The organism is Jatrophihabitans sp. sgz311053, assembly GCF_056135305.1.
The window spans coordinates 47,193-64,582 of the sequence record NZ_JBWAXP010000001.1 but is presented as its reverse complement, the minus strand read 5'-3'; the positions used below and the strand labels follow the sequence as shown (position 1 = coordinate 64,582).

Sequence of the window (17,390 nt, the reverse complement as noted above, 5' to 3'; positions counted from 1 at the left end):
GGACACGGAACCGGGGCGAGGTGCGCGCATGAGCGAGGAGAAGCTCCGCCACTACCTGAAGCAGGTCACCGCCACCCTGCACGAGACCCGCGGCAGGTTGCGCGAGGTCGAGGCGGCCGCCGCCGAGCCGATCGCGGTGGTCGGGCTGGGCTGCCGGCTGCCCGGCGGCGTGCAGGGCCCGGCGGACCTCTGGCAGCTGCTCGCCGACGGCGTCGACGCGGTCGGGCCGCTGCCCACCGACCGCGGCTGGGAGACCGCCGAGCTGGGGACGGCGCAGGCTCGGCAGGGCGGCTTCGTCCACGACGCGCCCGGCTTCGATGCCGGCTTCTTCGACCTCTCGCCGCGCGAGGCGCAGGCGATGGACCCGCAGCAGCGGCTGCTGCTGGAGGTGACCTGGGAGGCGATCGAGCAGGCCGGCATGGACCCCCGCTCGCTGCACGGGTCACGCACCGGTGTCTACGTCGGCGCGACCTCGTCCGGCTACGACTGGGTGTCGCGGGAGCGGGCCGCCGCCGAAGGCCACCTGGTCGCGGGGAGCGCGCTGAGCGTCCTCTCCGGTCGGGTCGCCTACTCCCTGGGGCTCACCGGGCCGGCGGTCACCGTCGACACCGCCTGCTCCTCCTCACTGCTCGCCGTCCACCTGGCCGCCCGGGCGCTGCGCGCCGGCGAGTGCTCGCTCGCCGTCGCCGGCGGCGTCATGGTGATGGTGACGCCGGGCATGTTCGCCGAGTTCGCCCGGCAGGGTGGGCTCGCCGCGGACGGCCGCTGCCGCTCCTTCGCCGCCGATGCCGACGGCACCGGCTGGGGCGAGGGCGCGGCCCTGGTGGTGCTGGAGCGCCTCGGCGACGCGGTCCGCCACGGGCACGAGGTCCTGGCCGTCATCCGGGGCAGCGCCGCCAACTCCGACGGTGCCTCCAACGGCCTCACCGCGCCGAGCGGCCCGGCGCAGCAGCGCGTCATCCGGGCGGCGCTGGCCGAGGCCGGCCTCGCGCCCGGCGACATCGACACGGTCGAGGCCCACGGCACCGGCACCGCCCTCGGCGACCCGATCGAGGCGGACGCGCTGCTGGCCACCTACGGCACCGGTCGGGACCGGCCGCTCTGGCTGGGCTCGCTGAAGTCCAACATCGGGCACACGCAGACCGCGGCCGGCGCGGCGGCGTTGCTCAAGATGGTGCTCGCGCTGCGCCACCAGCAGCTGCCCGCCACCCTGCACGCGGCGCACCCGACGCCGCACGTCGACTGGTCGGCCGGCGACCTGCGCCTGCTGCAGCAGCCCGTCGACTGGCCCGCCGGCGAGCGGATCCGCCGGGCGGGCGTCTCGGCCTTCGGAGCCAGCGGCACCAACGTCCACCTCATCCTGGAAGAAGCCCCCGCCGCCCCCACCTCGGCCGCCGCCCCGACGGCCCCGACCGGTGACGCGGTCGTCTGGCCGCTGTCGGCGCGGACGCCGACGTCCCTGGCGGCGCAGGCCGAGCGGCTGCGCGACCACGTGACCGTGCGGCCGGACCTCGCTGCGCAGGACGTCGCCTTCTCCCTCGCCACCACCCGGACGCCCTTCGAATGCCGCGCCGTCGTCATCGGCGCCGACCGCGACGAGCTGCTGGCCGGCCTGGACGAGGTCGCGGCGGGTCGCGCGTCGCGGGTCGTCACCGGCACGGCGCGACGTGGCCGGCTCGGCTTCGTCTTCGCCGGCCAGGGTGCGCAGCGCGCCGGCATGGCACGCGCCCTGCACGCCGCCGACCCCGCCTTCGCCGCCACCTTCGACGAGGCCTGCGCGCTCATCGAGGCCGAGCTCGGTCATCCGGTGCGCGAGGTGCTGCTCGGCGACGGCGCCGACGACCGTGCCGACCAGACCCTCTTCGCGCAGACCGGACTCTTCGCCTTCGAGATCGCGCTTGTCGCCAGCCTGGCCGAGTACGGCATCAGCCCGGAGGCGGTGGCCGGGCACAGCGTCGGCGAGATCGCCGCCGCCCACACCGCCGGTGCGCTCGGGCTCCGCGAGGCCGCTCGGCTCGTCGCCCACCGGGCCCGGTCGATGCAGTCGCTGCCCGCCGGGGGTGCGATGGCGGCGCTCGCGGCGAGCGAGGACGAGGTCGCCGCCGACCTCGCCGCGGCGCCCGAGCTCTCGCTGGCCGCCGTGAACGGACCGGCGTCGGTGGTGCTCTCCGGCCCGGTCGACGCCGTCGCGGCGGTGGTGGACCGGTGGCAGGCACGGGGTCGCCGGGCACGCCGGCTCCGGGTGAGCCACGCCTTCCACTCCGCAGCGATGGACCCGGTGCTGGACGAGCTCGGCCGGCTCGCGGCGACGCTGCCGACCGCGGCGCCGCGGCTGCCCTGGGCAGGCGCGCTGGACGGTGCGCTCGTCGACTCGCTCGACCCGTCGTACTGGCCGGCGCAGGCGCGCGGCAGCGTGCGCTTCGCGGCGGCGCTGCAGACCCTCGCCGCGCAGGGCGTCACCACGTACCTGGAGATCGGCCCGGACGGGACGCTCTCGGCGATGGGCGCCCAGGTGATGCCGGACGCCGCCTTCGTGCCGCTACTGGGCCGGCAGTCCGCCGACGCCGACGCGCTGCTCACCGGGCTGGCCCGCGCCTACGTCCACGGCGTGCCCGTCGCCTGGGCGCGGCGGGCGGGGGGCCGTCGCGTCGAGCTGCCGACCTACCCCTTCGAGCACCGCCGCTACTGGCCCGGCGAGCGGCCGCCGGTCGCCGCGTCGGCACCGGATTCCCGGCTGTGGGAGATGGTGGCGCGCGGCGACGCCGCCGGCCTCGCCGCCGAGCTGGAGTTGCCGGACGACACGCTGCGGGCGACCCTGCCCCGGCTGTTGCCGCCGCTGGCGTCCTGGCGGCGGCGGGAGCGGGACGACGAGGCGGTGGCGCAGCTGCGCTATGCCGTCGAGTGGGAGGCCGTCGACGGACCGAGCGGGGGTGCCCTGACGGGCACGTGGCTGGTCGTCGGCGGCGGCCGTCCCGGCGGCCGGGACGTCGCCGCCGCGGTCACCGACGCCCTGCGCGAGCGCGGGGCACGGGTCGTCAGCGCCGACGGGACCGGGGAGCTGCCGGACGACGGCCTCGCCGGTGTCGTCTCGCTGCTGGCCCTGGATGCGACGCCACACCCCGAGCACGCGGAGCTGACCAGCGGCCTCGTCGAGACGCTGCACCTGGCGCAGGCCGTCCGGGACGTCCCCCTCTGGCTCCTCACCCGCGGTGCGGTGGCCGTCACCCCCGACGAGGTCCCGGTGCCGGCGCAGGCGCAGGTCTGGGGACTGGGGCGCGTCGTCGCCCTGGAGCACCCGGAGCGCTGGGGCGGGCTGATCGACCTGCCGGCGGCATCGGCTGCCGGCGACCTCGATCCCGCCACCGGGGCCAGGGTCGCTGCGGTGCTCGCCGCGACGACCGGTGAGGATCAGCTCGCCCTCCGCCGGCAGGGCGTCCTGGCCCGGCGGCTGCGGCGCGCCGTAACCGCCGGCCGCGCCGGGACGGCCCGCACCCGCTGGACGCCCGGCGGCCGGGTGCTCGTCACCGGCGGCACCGGCGCCCTCGGCGGGCACGTCGCCCGCTGGCTCACCGGACGGTCGTGCCGGCGGCTGACCCTCACCTCGCGCCGCGGCCCGGCCGCCGCCGGCGTCGCCGCGCTCGTCGCCGAGCTGGCCGCCGCCGGCACCACCGTCGATGTCGTCGCCGCCGACATCGCCGACCGGGACCACGTCGCCGCCCTCCTCGCCGGCTCCGCGCCGGTGTCGGCGGTCTTCCACGCCGCCGGCGTGGGTCAGGCAACCCCGCTGGACGAGACCACCGTCGCCGAGCAGGCGGCGGTGACGGCGGCCAAGGTGGCCGGCGCCCGGCACCTCGACGAGCTCACCGGCGAGCTGGACGCCTTCGTCACCTTCTCCTCGGTGTCGGCGACCTGGGGCAGCGCCTGGCAGCCCGGCTACGCCGCGGCGAACGCGCACCTCGATGCCGTCGTCGCGGGGCGGCGGGCCCGCGGCCTGGTCGGCACCTCGATGGCCTGGGGGCTCTGGGGTGGCGCCGGCCTCGGCGACAGTGACGGCGGCGAGCAGGCGCGGCGGCGCGGACTGCGTCCCCTGGAGCCGGCGCAGGCGCTGCACGCCCTCGCCGACGCCCTCGACGATCCGGCGGGCACCGCCGCCAGCGGCGGCGTCATCACCGTCGCGGACATCGACTGGGCCACCTTCGGTGCCTCCTTCACGCTGCGCCGGCCGAGCCCGCTGCTGGCCGGGCTTATCCCGAACGAGGCACCGTCCGCCGTGGCGGCCGCCGACGTCACCGCCCGGCAGCCGGGCCCTGACCTCGAGCAGCTGACCGAGCTGGTCCGCGAGCAGACGGCGGCGCTGCTCGGTCATGCCGGGGCCGGCGACGTCGACCCGACCCGAGCCTTCAAGGAGCTCGGCTTCGACTCGCTCACCTCGATGGAGCTGCGCGACCGGCTCGCGGCCGCGACGGGGCTGGCCCTGCCGGCGACCCTGGTCTTCGACCACCCGAGCCCCACCGCGCTCGCGGCGTACCTGGCCCGCGAGCTGGGCGGCGGCCACGACGAGGCTGCGGCCGTGCCCGGTGCCGGGACCGGCAGCGACCCGGCCGACGACCCCATCGCCGTCGTCGGGATGGGGATGAGGCTGCCCGGCTCGGTGAGCACGCCCGAGGGCTTCTGGCAGCTGCTGGTGACGCGCACCGACGCCGTCGGCGGCTTCCCGACGGACCGCGGGTGGGAGCAGCCCGAGGCGCACTACGCGCAGGTCGGCGGGTTCCTCGCCGACGCCGCCGACTTCGACCCCGACTTCTTCGGCATCCCGCCGCGCGAGGCGCTGGCGATGGACCCGCAGCAGCGGTTGCTGCTGGAGGTCTCCTGGGAGGCGCTCGAGCGGGCCGGGCTGGACCCGCGGTCGCTGCGGGGTTCGCGCACCGGTGTCTTCGCCGGCGCCGCCGCCTCCGGGTACGGGGCGGGCACCGTCCTGGCCGGCGACAGCCACCTGATGATGGGGACCGCGACGAGCATCCTCTCCGGACGGATCGCCTACGCCCTCGGGTTGGAGGGGCCGGCGTTGTCGGTGGACACCGCCTGCTCCTCCTCGCTGGTCGCCCTGCACCTGGCCGTGCAGGCGCTGCGCTCCGGCGAGTGCACGCTCGCCCTCGCCGGCGGCGTGACCGTGATGGCCGACCCGGCCGTCTTCGCCGAGTTCGCCCGGCAGCAGGGACTGGCCGCGGACGGCCGGTGCAAGGCGTTCTCGGCCGACGCCGACGGGACGGGCTGGGCCGAGGGTGCCGGGATGCTCGCGCTGGAGCGGCTCTCCGACGCGCGCCGCCACGGCCACCGCGTGCTCGCGGTGGTCCGGGGCAGTGCCGTCAACTCCGACGGTGCCTCCAACGGGCTCACCGCCCCCAGCGGCGCGGCGCAGCAGCGGGTCATCCGCGCCGCGCTGGCCGACGCCCGGCTCGCGGCGGCCGACGTCGACGCCGTCGAGGCGCACGGCACGGGGACCGCGCTCGGCGACCCGATCGAGGCGCAAGCACTGCTGGCCACCTACGGCCGGGACCGCGGCGCGGCCGCCCCGCTGCGGCTGGGGTCGGTGAAGTCGAACTTCGGCCACGCGCAGCAGGCCGCCGGCGTCGCCGGCGTGATGAAGATGGTCCTGGCGCTGGAGCACGGCCTGCTCCCCGCGACGCTGCACGCGGACGAGCAGTCCCCGCACGTGGACTGGTCGGCCGGTCAGGTCGAGCTGCTGCGGGACGCCGCCGACTGGCGTGCCGGCCCCCGGCCGCGGCGGGCCGGGGTCTCGGCCTTCGGCATCAGCGGCACGAACGCGCACGTCATCCTGGAGGAGGCTCCGGCCGCGCCTGTCGAGGCGCCACCGGCCGGCGGCTCGGCTCCGGTGTGGCTCGTCTCGGCCCGCAACCCGCGGCAACTCGCGGGCCAGGCGCAGCGGCTGCACGAGCACGTCACGGCCCATCCCGAGCTGGACCCCGCCGACGTGGGCTGGTCCCTGGCGACCACTCGCACCGCCTTCGACCACCGCGCCGTCGTGCTCGGCGCCGACCGGACCGAGCTGCTCGACGGCCTCGCCGAACTCGCCGCCGGCCGTCCCTCGCCGGGGGTAGCGACCGGCAGCGTCCGCTCCGGTCGGGTCGGCTTCCTCTTCGCCGGCCAGGGCAGCCAGCGGGCCGGGATGGCGCGCGAGCTGCACGCCGCCGAGCCGGCCTTCGCCGCCGCCTTCGACCGCGCCTGCGACCTCGTCGGGGCGGAGCTGCACCGCGACATCCGGGACGTCGTCCTGCACGGCGAGGCCACCGAGGCCCGTGCCGACGAGACGCTCTACGCGCAGACCGGCCTCTTCGCGTTGCAGATCGGTCTCGTCGCCCTGCTCACCGAGCGGGGCATCCGGCCGCAGGCCGTCGCCGGGCACTCGGTCGGCGAGATCGCCGCGGCCCACACCGCGGGCGTGCTGAGCCTCGCCGACGCGGCGCGGCTGGTCGCGCGCCGCGCGTCGCTGATGCAGGTCCTGCCGGCGGGCGGCGCGATGGCGGCGGTGGAGGCCGCCGAGGACGAGCTGCTCGCCGACGGCCTCCCCGACGGGGTGAGCCTGGCCGCGGTCAACGGCCCCCGGTCGGTCGCGATCTCCGGCGAGGCGGCCGCCGTGGACGCCGTCGCGCAACGCTGGCAGCAGCGGGGTCGCCGCGTCCGTCGGCTGCGCGTCAGCCACGCCTTCCACTCCCACCGCATGGACCCCTGCCTGCCGGAGCTCGCCGAGCTGGCCGCCGAGCTGCCGCACGCGGCCCCGACCCTGCCGTGGGCCGGCGCCCTGGACGGAGCGCTGGTGGCGGAGCCGACGGCGCAGTACTGGCCCGCGCAGGCGCGCGGCGCGGTCCGCTTCGCCGCCGCGCTGCAGGCGCTGGCCGAGCAGGGGGCCGGCACCTTCGTCGAGATCGGCCCGGACTCGACCGTCTCCGCGATGGGGGCGGCGACCCTGCCGGACGCCCTCTTCCTGCCGGTGCTGAGCCGGGACGTGCCGGCCGAGACCGCGCTGCGCACCGCGCTGGCGCGCGCCCACGTCCACGGTGTCACGGTCGACTGGCGCCGCCTGCTCACCGGCCGGGTCGTGCCGCTGCCCACCTACGCCTTCGGCCACCGCCGGTTCTGGCCCGAGCGCGACACTGCCCACCGCGACGGCGGCGAGGAGTCGACGTTCTGGCAGGCCGTCGACAGCGGGGACCTCTCCGCGCTGCCGCTCGACGCCGACCGGCCGCTGCGCGATCTGCTTCCCGACCTGACGGCCTGGCGGCGCGACGAGCAGGACGACGCCGTCGCGGCCCGGTGGCGCTACCGCACCAGCTGGGTTCCGGTGGCGCCCGCGGCGGATCGGCTCTCCGGCAGCTGGCTGCTGGTCGGTGACGAGGGCGAGATCGCCGACGCGCTCCGCGCGCGGGGAGCCGACGTGGTCGGCTGCGGCGTGGCGGAGGTGGCCGAGGTCGCCGCCGGCATCGCGGACCTGCGCGGCGTGGTGTCGGCCGTCGCGCTCGCGGGGTCCGTCGACCTCGCCGGTGCCGGCGTCCCGGCCGCCGTCGCCGACACTCTCGCCCTGATCCAGGGGCTGGCCGGCTGCCCGGCGCCACTGTGGCTGCTCACCCGTGGCGCGGTCGACCTGGACGGCGCCCGCGTCAGTCCCGACGGAGCCCGGCTCTGGGGTCTCGGCCGGGTCGCGGGCCTCGAACATCCCGACCGGTGGGGTGGGCTCGTCGATCTCCCCGGCCGTCTGGACGCCGCCGCCGCGGACCGGCTGGTGGCCGTGCTCGGTGCCGCCGACGAGGACCAGGTGGCGATCCGCCCGACGGGCATCCGAGCCCGCCGCCTCGTCCGGGGGGCGCAGCCGGCAGCGACCGGCGCCGGGTTCCGGACGAGCGGGACGGTCCTGGTCACCGGTGGCACCGGCGGACTCGCCGGCCACGTCGCCCGCTGGCTCGTCGACCGGGCCGCCCCCCGGCTGGCGCTCGTCGGGCGCCGCGGTCCCGAGGCACCCGGCGTCGCGGGCTCGGCCGCCGAGCTGGCAGGTCGCGGCAGCGATGTCGAGGTTCTCGCCGCCGACATCGCCGAGCGTTCGGCGGTCGCCGCCATCGTCGCCCGGCTCACCGAGCTGAGCGCGATCGTGCACACCGCCGGCGTCAGCGAGTCCTGCGCCCTCGCCGACACCGATGTCGCGGAGCACGCCCGCGTCACCGCGGCCAAGGTCGACGGGGCCCGGCACCTGGACGAGCTCGTCGGCGACCGTCCGCTCGACGCCTTCGTGCTCTTCTCCTCCATCGCCGCCACCTGGGGCAGCGGACTGCAGCCCGGCTACGCGGCCGGCAACGCGGCGGTCGAGGCGCTCGCCGCGGATCGTCGTGCTCGCGGCCTGCCGGCGACCAGCATCGCCTGGGGGCTCTGGGACGGCGCCGGCCTCGGTGCCGGCGCAGCGGGTGAGACGGTGCGGCGCCGCGGCATCCGTCCGATGGCGCCGGCCCTGGCTGTGCGGGCCCTGGCGCGGACGCTCGACTCGGGCGAGCCGCACGTCACCATCGCCGATGTCGACTGGTCGTCCTTCGCGCCGATGTTCACGCTGCGCCGGCCGAGCCCGCTGCTGCGCGAGCTGCCCGAGGCGGTCGCCGCCCTGGCCGACCGTGCCGGCTCCGGCGAGGCCGCGGTCGAGTCGGAGCTGGCGTCCCGGCTGCGGGGTCTGGCCCCGGCCGAGCGTGACCGGCAGCTGATCGAGCTGGTCCGCCGCCAGACCGCTGCCGTCCTCGGCCATGACGGCCTCGACGAGATCGCCGCCGCACGGCCCTTCCGTGACCTCGGGGTGGACTCGCTCACCTCGGTCGAGCTCCGCGACCGCCTCGCTGCCGCCACCGGTCTGCGGCTGCCCGCCACCGTCGTCTTCGACCGGCCGACGCCGGCGGCGCTCGCCGCCCATCTGCACGACGAACTCGTCGGCAGCACCGAGACACCGACGGTGGTGCCGTCGGTCCGGCCGGTCGACGAGCCGATCGCCATCGTCGGCATGGGGTGCCGCTACCCGGGCGGCGTCGACGGGCCGGAGCGGTTCTGGGAGCTGCTCGTCGACGGCGTGGACGCGGTCGGCGGCTTCCCCGGCGACCGGGGCTGGCGGTTGCCCGACGACGGCTCGTCGCCCTTCGCGCACCGCGGGGGTTTCGTCCCCGACGCGGGTCACTTCGACGCCGACTTCTTCCGTATCCCACCCCGCGAGGCGCTGGCCATGGATCCGCAGCAGCGGCTGCTGCTGGAGGTGTCCTGGGAGGCGTTGGAGCGGGCCGGTGTCGACCCGCAGTCGCTGCGTGGCTCGCGGACCGGCGTCTTCGCCGGGGCATCGGCGTCGGGTTACAGCGAACTGGTCACCTGCGCGAGCGAGGCGGCGGGCTACCTGCTCACCGGCAACGCCGGCAGCGTCATCTCCGGGCGCGTCGCCTACACCCTCGGTCTGGAAGGACCCGCCGTCACGGTGGACACGGCGTGCTCGTCGTCGCTGGTGGCGCTGCATCTCGCCGCGCAGGCGCTGCGATCCGGGGAGTGCACGCTGGCGCTGGCCGGTGGCGTGGCGGTGATGGCGACGCCGGGTGCCTTCGGCGAGTTCGCACGCCAGCAGGGGCTCGCCTCGGACGGCCGCTGCAAGGCCTTCGCCGAGGGTGCCGACGGCACCGGCTGGGGCGAGGGCGCCGGCGTGATCGTGCTGGAGCGCCTCTCCGATGCGCAGCGCCACGGACATCGCGTGCTGGCGGTGCTGCGCGGCTCGGCGACGAACTCCGACGGCGCGTCGAACGGGTTGGCGGCACCGAACGGCCCGTCGCAGCAGCGGGTGATCCGGGCAGCGCTGGCCAACGCCGGACTCGGCACCGACGACATCGACGCCGTCGAGGCCCACGGCACCGGCACCTCGCTCGGCGACCCCATCGAGGCCAACGCCCTCATCGCCACCTACGGACGGGATCGAGAGCGGCCGCTCTGGCTGGGATCGGTGAAGTCGAACATCGGTCACACGCAGACAGCGGCCGGGGTCGCCGGCGTGATCAAGATGGTGCAGGCGCTCCGGCACCAGGAGCTGCCGCGGACGCTGCATGCCGAGCAGCCGAGTTCGAAGATCGACTGGGATGCCGGTGCGGTGCGGTTGCTGTCGGAGTCGGTGCCGTGGCCGGCCGGTGAGCGGCCGCGCCGGGCCGCCGTCTCGGCCTTCGGGATCAGCGGCACCAATGCGCACCTCGTCATCGAGGAGGCGCCGACGTCGGTCGCCGAGCTGTCGGGATCCGAGACCGGCCTGCTCCTGGACGCCCCGGTCGCGCTCCCACTCTCGTCCCCGTCGGCCGAGCGGCGTGCTGCCCAGGCGGGGCGGTTGCGGGAGCACCTGCTGTCTCGGCCGGAGCTCTCGCCGACCGAGGTGGCGTGGTCGTTGGTGGTCTCGCGGTCGGTCTTCGATCACCGGGCGGTGGTCTTCGGTGCCGGGGGTTTGGGCGAGTTGGCAGCGGGTCGGCCGTCGCCGTCGGTGGTGACCGGTGTCGCGCCGTCGGCTGGTGCCGGCCGGACGGTGTTGGTGTTTCCGGGTCAGGGGTCGCAGTGGGTGGGGATGGGCCGGGAGTTGGCTGTCTCGTGTCCGGTGTTCGCGGCTCGGTTGGCGCAGTGTGGTGCGGCGCTGGCTCCGTTCACGGGCTGGTCGCTGGACGACGTTCTCGATGGTGAGTACGGGTTTGAGGCGGCGGAGGTGGTGCAGCCGGCGTTGTGGGCGGTGATGGTGTCGCTGGCTGCGGTGTGGCAGGCGGCGGGGGTGGTGCCGGATGCGGTGGTGGGTCATTCGCAGGGGGAGATCGCCGCCGCTGTCGTCGCGGGCAGGTTGTCCTTGAGCGATGGGGCGCGGGTGGTGGCGTTGCGGTCCCGTGCGTTGGCGCGGATTGCCGGTGCCGGGGGGATGGTGTCGATCGCCGCCTCCGAGCAGGCCGTCCGTGAGCTGGTCGCGGGGATCGCCGGTGTGTCGGTGGCGGCGGTGAACGGTCCGGCGGCGACGGTGGTCTCCGGTGCGCCGGAGGTGCTGGCGCAGGTTGTCGCGGCCGCTGAGTCGGCGGCTGTGCGGGCGAAGGTGATCCCGGTGGATTACGCCTCGCATTCCCCGCAGGTCGATGCGCTGCGGGAGGAGATCCTCACCGACCTGGCCCCGATCGTGCCCCAAGCCGGGGAGATCGCGATGGTCTCCTCGCTGACCGGTGACCTCCTCGACGAGGACGACATGCTCGATGCCGGGTACTGGTTCCGCTCGCTGCGCGAGCCGGTCCGGTTCACCCGGGCGATCGACACACTCTCCGGATCAAGTCACCACAGCTTCATCGAGTGCTCCCCCCATGCGGTGCTCACCGGCGCCATCACCGACACCCTCGATTCCCCCGACGCCGTGGTCATCGGGACGCTGCGCCGCGACGACGGCGGACCCGACCGGATGCTCACCTCGCTGGCCGAGGCCTGGACCCGCGGCCTGCCCGTCGACTGGACCACGATCCTCACCCCCACCGACACCGTCGAGCTCCCCACCTACGCCTTCCAACGCCGCCGCTACTGGCCCGAGACCACGCCCGCCGCGGTGGCCGGCGACGACTCGCAGTTCTGGACCACCCTGGAACGCGGCGAGCTCGGCGAGCTCGCCGAGACCCTCGCCGTCGACCGCGACACCTTGGAGGTGGTGGCGCCGGCGCTGGCCCGCTGGCGTCGCCGCGAGCGTCGGGATGTCACCCTCGGGTCCTGGCGGTACCGGGTCGACTGGCATCCGGTGACGCTCTCCGCCCGCGTCCCCGGCGGGTCGTGGTTGGTCGTGGGAGATGCCGAGGCCACCGACGAGATCGCCGCGGCGTTGCGTGGCGGCGACGCCACCGTGACCACGATGACCCTGGCCGAGGTGCAGGCCGCGGTCGCCGCGGGCGACCTGCCCGCGGACCTGACCGGCGTCGTCTCCACCCTCGCCGTCGGTCGCTCCGCCGCTGCCGCTCACCCGGTGGTCCCGGACGGGCTGCTCGACACGCTGAGGTTGACCCAACTCCTCGGCACCGCCGACCTCGCCGCCCCGCTCTGGGTGCTGACGCGTGGCGCGGTGGCGACCGATCCCGTCGACGTACCGGACCCCGCGCAGGCTCAGGTCTGGGGTCTCGGACGTGTCATCGCCCTGGAGCATCCACAGCGTTGGGGTGGCCTCGTCGACCTGCCGTCGCGCCGGGACGACCGTACCGCCGCTCAGCTGCGAGCCGCCCTCGCCGACGGCGGCGAGGACCAGCTGGCGCTCCGAGGCGGCGGGGTGCTCGCCCGGCGTCTCGTCCACGCGCCGCTGCCGCGCCCGACGGCGCCGTGGCTCCCGTCGGGCAGCGTCCTGATCACCGGCGGCACCGGCGCGGTCGGCGCCCACGTCGCCCGCTGGTGCGCCGGCCGCACCGCACCCCGGATCGTGCTCACCGGCCGCGGCGGCGCCGCCTCGACCGGCATCGCCTCGCTTGCCGCCGAGCTCGCCGAGAGTGGCAGCTGCGTGGAGGTCGTCGCCTGCGACATCACCGACCGCCAGCGCGTCGCCGGACTGCTGGACTGGATCCGGTCGACCGGACCTGCCCTCTCCGCCGTCGTCCACGCCGCGGGGGTGAGCGGCGGCGGCCCGGTCGCCGACACCACGGCTGAGGAGCTGGCCGACGTCATGCGGGCCAAGGTCGCCGGGGCGACCCACCTCGACGAGCTCACCGCCGGCAGCGACGACGAACTCGACGCCTTCGTCCTCTTCTCCTCGGCCGCCGCGACCTGGGGGAGCAGCCTGCAGCCGGGTTACGCCGCGGCCAACGCCCACCTCGATGCGGTCGCCGCGGCGCGGCGAGCCCGGGGCCGGCGCGCGACGGCCATCGCCTGGGGACTCTGGGACGGCGACGGCCTCGGCGCGGACCACCGCGAAGCGCTGCAGCGGGCCGGGCTCGTCCCGATGGACCCGGCGCTCGCGGTACGTGCGATGGGGCACGCCCTCGATGCGGACGAGACGGCCGTGACCGTCGCCGACGTCGACTGGGCCACCTTCGCCCCGGCCTTCACGCTGCGCCGGCCGAGTCCGCTGCTGGCCGCCCTGCCCGAGGCCGTCACCGTGCCCGCGGTGGAGCCCGCCGACGCGACCGGCCTCGACGCCGAGCTGGCCCTGCGCTCGCGGGACCAGCAGTTGCACGAGCTCACCGACCTCGTGCGCGCCGAGGCGGCCGCCGTCCTCGGCCACGCCGGGCGGGAGGCGGTGGCAGCCACCCGGGCGTTCCGGGATCTGGGCTTCGAGTCGCTCAGCGCCGTCGACCTGCGGAACCGGCTCGCCGCCGCCACCGGGCTCTCGCTGCCGACCACCGTGGTCTTCGACTACCCGAACGCCAAGACGCTCGCCGCCGAGCTGCGTACGCGCCTCTTCGGGGCGGACGCGGTCGAGCCCGTCCACGCCGATCTCGACCGCCTGGAGGCGACGCTGGCCGGCATTCCCGCCGATGGCGAGCTCCGCGCAGACGTCACTGCCCGGCTGCGCACGGTGCTCTCCACGTGGCTGGCAGGGGGTGCCGAGACGACGGACGAGGGCGTCACCGGGCGGCTGGACGGCGCCTCGGCCGACGAGGTCCTCGACTTCATCAACAACGAATTGGGCGTGGCGTGATGGCACAGGACGAGCGACTCCTCGATGCGCTGAAGAAGCTGGCCGCCGACCTGTACCAGTCGCGGGAGCGGGTCAAGCAGCTCGAGTCCGGCGACACCGAGCCCATCGCGGTGGTCGGGATGGGGTGCCGGTTGCCGGGCGGTGTCACGCGACCGGATCAGCTCTGGGATCTCGTCGCCGGCGGCGTCGACGCGGTGTCGTCCTTCCCCACCGATCGTGGCTGGGACATCGCCGCCACCGACGGCGACTACGCCCGCCAGGGCGGCTTCGTCCACGACGTCGCGGAGTTCGATGCCGCCTTCTTCGGGATCAGCCCGCGGGAGGCGCTGGCCATGGACCCGCAGCAGCGCCTGGCGCTGGAGGTGTCCTGGGAGGCCCTCGAGAGTGCCGGTCTCGACCCGCACCGGCTCCGCGGTTCGCGGACCGGTGTCTTCGTCGGCGCGTCGTCGTCGGGGTACGAAACCAACCTGCTCGCCACCGACACCGGTGGCGAGGGGTACCTGCTCACCGGCAACGCGATCAGCGTCATCTCCGGTCGCGTCTCCTACACGCTCGGTCTGGAGGGGCCGGCCGTCACGGTGGATACGGCGTGCTCGTCGTCGCTGGTGGCGCTGCACCTGGCCGTCCGCTCGCTGCGGTCGGGGGAGTGCTCGATGGCGCTCGCCGGTGGCGTGGCGGTGCTCTCCACCCCCGGCTCGTTCGTCGAGTTCTCGCGGCAGCAGGGCATGGCTGCCGACGGCCGCTGCAAGGCCTTCGCCGCCGGGGCCGACGGGATCGGCTGGGGCGAGGGCGCCGGCATGGTCGCCCTGGAACGGCTCAGCGACGCCCGCCGTGCCGGGCACCGGGTGCTGGCGGTCATCCGCGGCAGCGCCATCAACCAGGACGGGGCCTCCAACGGCCTCTCGGCGCCGAATGGTCCGTCGCAGCAGCGGGTGATCCGGGCGGCGTTGGCTGATGCGCGGTTGAACGCGGCGGATGTGGATGTGGTGGAGGCGCACGGGACGGGGACCTCTTTGGGGGATCCGATCGAGGCGCAGGCGTTGTTGGCGACCTATGGGCAGGAGCGGGGTGGGGCTGGCCCGTTGTGGTTGGGGTCGGTGAAGTCGAACATCGGTCACACGCAGACGGCGGCCGGGGTGGCCGGCGTGATCAAGATGGTGCAGGCGCTGCACCACGGCCGGCTCCCGCGCACCCTTCACGCCGACGAGCCGACACCGCACGTCGACTGGTCCGACGGTGACGTCCGGCTGCTGCAGGACGAGCGGGAGTGGCCCGCGACAGACCGTCCCCGTCGCGCCGCCGTCTCCGCCTTCGGCATCAGCGGCACCAACGCGCACGTGATCGTGGAGGAGGCGCCGGCTGCTGCGGTGGCGGTGCCGGCCGGGGTGCCGTCCGGGGTGCCGGACGCCGGGGCTGAGATCGCGGCGCCGTTGGTGGGGGCGGTGGCGCCGTGGTTGGTGTCGGGGCGTTCGGTGTCGGGGTTGGCGGGGCAGGCGGGGCGGTTGCGGGAGCACGTGTTGTCTCGGCCGGAGCTGTCGCCGGCTGAGGTGGCGTGGTCGTTGGTGGTGTCGCGGTCGGTCTTCGAGCATCGGGCGGTGGTGCTGACCGGTGCCGACAGTGCTGCGGGTGCTGCGGGGTTGGCGGCGGTGGCGACGGGTCAGCCGTCGGCCTCGGTGGTGACCGGTGTCGCGCCGTCGGCCGGTGCCGGCCGGACGGTGTTGGTGTTTCCGGGTCAGGGGTCGCAGTGGGTGGGGATGGGTCGCGGGTTGGCGGCGGCGTGTCCGGTGTTTGCGGCTCGGTTGGCCGAGTGTGGTGCGGCGCTGGCGCCGTTCACGGGCTGGTCGCTGGACGAGGTGTTGGACGGCAAGCTCGGGTTTGAGGCGGCTGGGGTGGTGCAGCCGGCGTTGTGGGCGGTGATGGTGTCGCTGGCGGCGGTGTGGGCTGCGGCGGGTGTGGTGCCGGATGCGGTGGTGGGTCATTCGCAGGGTGAGATCGCCGCCGCCGTCGTCGCGGGACGTCTCTCCCTCAATGACGGGGCGCGGGTGGTGGCGTTGCGGTCCCGCGCACTCACCCGGATTGCCGGTGCCGGGGGGATGGTGTCGATCGCCGCCTCCGAGCAGGCCGTCCGTGAGCTGGTGGCGGAGCTGACAGCGGGGATCGCCGGGGTGTCGATCGCGGCGGTGAACGGCCCGGCCGCGACGGTGGTCTCCGGTGCGCCCGAGGTCCTGCAACGAGTCGTGACCCTGGCCGAGGAACGGGGGATCCGGGCGAAGGTGATCCCGGTCGACTACGCCTCCCACTCCCCGCAGGTGGACTTGCTGCGGGAGGAGATCCTCACCGACCTGGCCCCGATCGAGCCCCAAGCCGGGGAGATCGCGATGGTCTCCTCGCTGACCGGTGAGCTGCTCGACGAGGACGACGCGCTCGATGCCGGGTACTGGTTCCGCTCGCTGCGGGAGCCGGTCCGGTTCACCCGGGCGATCGACACACTTTCCGGATCAGGTCACCACAGCTTCATCGAGTGCTCCCCCCACGCGGTGCTGACCGGCGCGATCACCGACACCCTCACCGCCACCAGCACCGCCGACACCGGCAGCGACGCCGGTAGTGACGCAGGCAGTGATGCGGTGGTGATCGGGACGCTGCGCCGCGACGACGGCGGAGCCGACCGGATGCTCACCTCCCTGGCCGAGGCCTGGACCCGCGGCCTGCCCGTCGACTGGACCAGCATCCTCACCCCCGCCAACACCGTCGAGCTCCCCACCTACGCCTTCCAACGCCGCCGCTACTGGCCCGAAAAGACACGTCGGGCGCCCGAGTACGACACCGCCGACCGCGCCGAGCGCGAGTTCTGGACGGCCGTCGAAGAGGGTGATCTGCGGGAGCTCGCCGACACCCTGGCCGTGGCGGACGACGCGCTCGGTGAGGTGCTGCCCGGGCTGCGCTCCTGGCGCCGGCGCGAGCGGGCTGACGCCGCCGTCACCGACTGGCGCTACCGCGTCACCTGGACCCCGCTCGCCGAGCCCACCCCGGCGCGCCTCACCGGAGGCTGGCTCCTCGTCGGCGCCGGCGACGACTGCGCCCGCGCGCTCGCCGACCACGGTGCCGAGGTCATCGTCAGCCCCGAGGTCGAGGCTGCGCTCGGCGACCGTGCCGCGCTCGCCGCCGCATTGCGCACGATCGAGACTCCGCTGCGCGGCGTCGTCTCCACCGCCGCCCTCGACGGGACCGACTCCGTCCGGTCGCAGGTGCCGCACGGCACTGCCGCCAACCTGCAGCTGGTGCAGGCCATGGGCGACGCCGGAATCGCCGCGCCGCTGTGGCTGGTGACCCGTGGCGCGGTCCGCACCGGCGACGGCGACGGCGTCGATCCGCTCCAGGCGCAGACGTGGGGGCTCGGCCGCGTCGTCAGTCTGGAACACCCCGACCGCTGGGGCGGCCTCATCGACCTGCCCGCCCAGCTCGACGCGCGCGCCGCCGGCCGGTTCTGCGCGCTCCTCGCCGGTACCGCCGGGGCAGAGGACCAGCTCGCCATCCGTCCCGCCGCGGTCTTCGGTCGGCGCCTCGTCCGGGCGGCCGCCTACCAGCCCGACGCGTCACGGTGGCGGCCGCGGGGCACCGTCCTGCTCACCGGCGGCACCGGGTCGACGGGCGGGTACGTCAGCCGGTGGCTGGCCGACCGCGGCGCCGAACGCGT

The 17,390-nt window shown here is 75.7% G+C and carries 2 protein-coding genes (1 of these 2 only partly in view); both read left to right on the top strand.

Annotated elements, in window-relative coordinates; genetic code table 11:
* Window positions 1-28: 28 nt before the first annotated feature.
* A complete protein-coding gene (locus tag AC0NZQ_RS00050; protein WP_474527560.1) occupies window positions 29-13,693 on the top strand; it encodes a type I polyketide synthase in 13,665 nt (4,554 codons plus the stop codon).
* On the top strand, window positions 13,693-17,390 hold the 5' portion of the coding sequence (locus AC0NZQ_RS00045) for a type I polyketide synthase (RefSeq protein ID WP_474527559.1). 5,608 nt of this gene lie beyond the right edge of the window; only the first 3,698 of its 9,306 coding nucleotides appear in the window; it begins with the start codon at window positions 13,693-13,695; its stop codon lies off the right edge, out of view. The genes AC0NZQ_RS00050 and AC0NZQ_RS00045 overlap by 1 nt, the downstream gene beginning before the upstream one ends.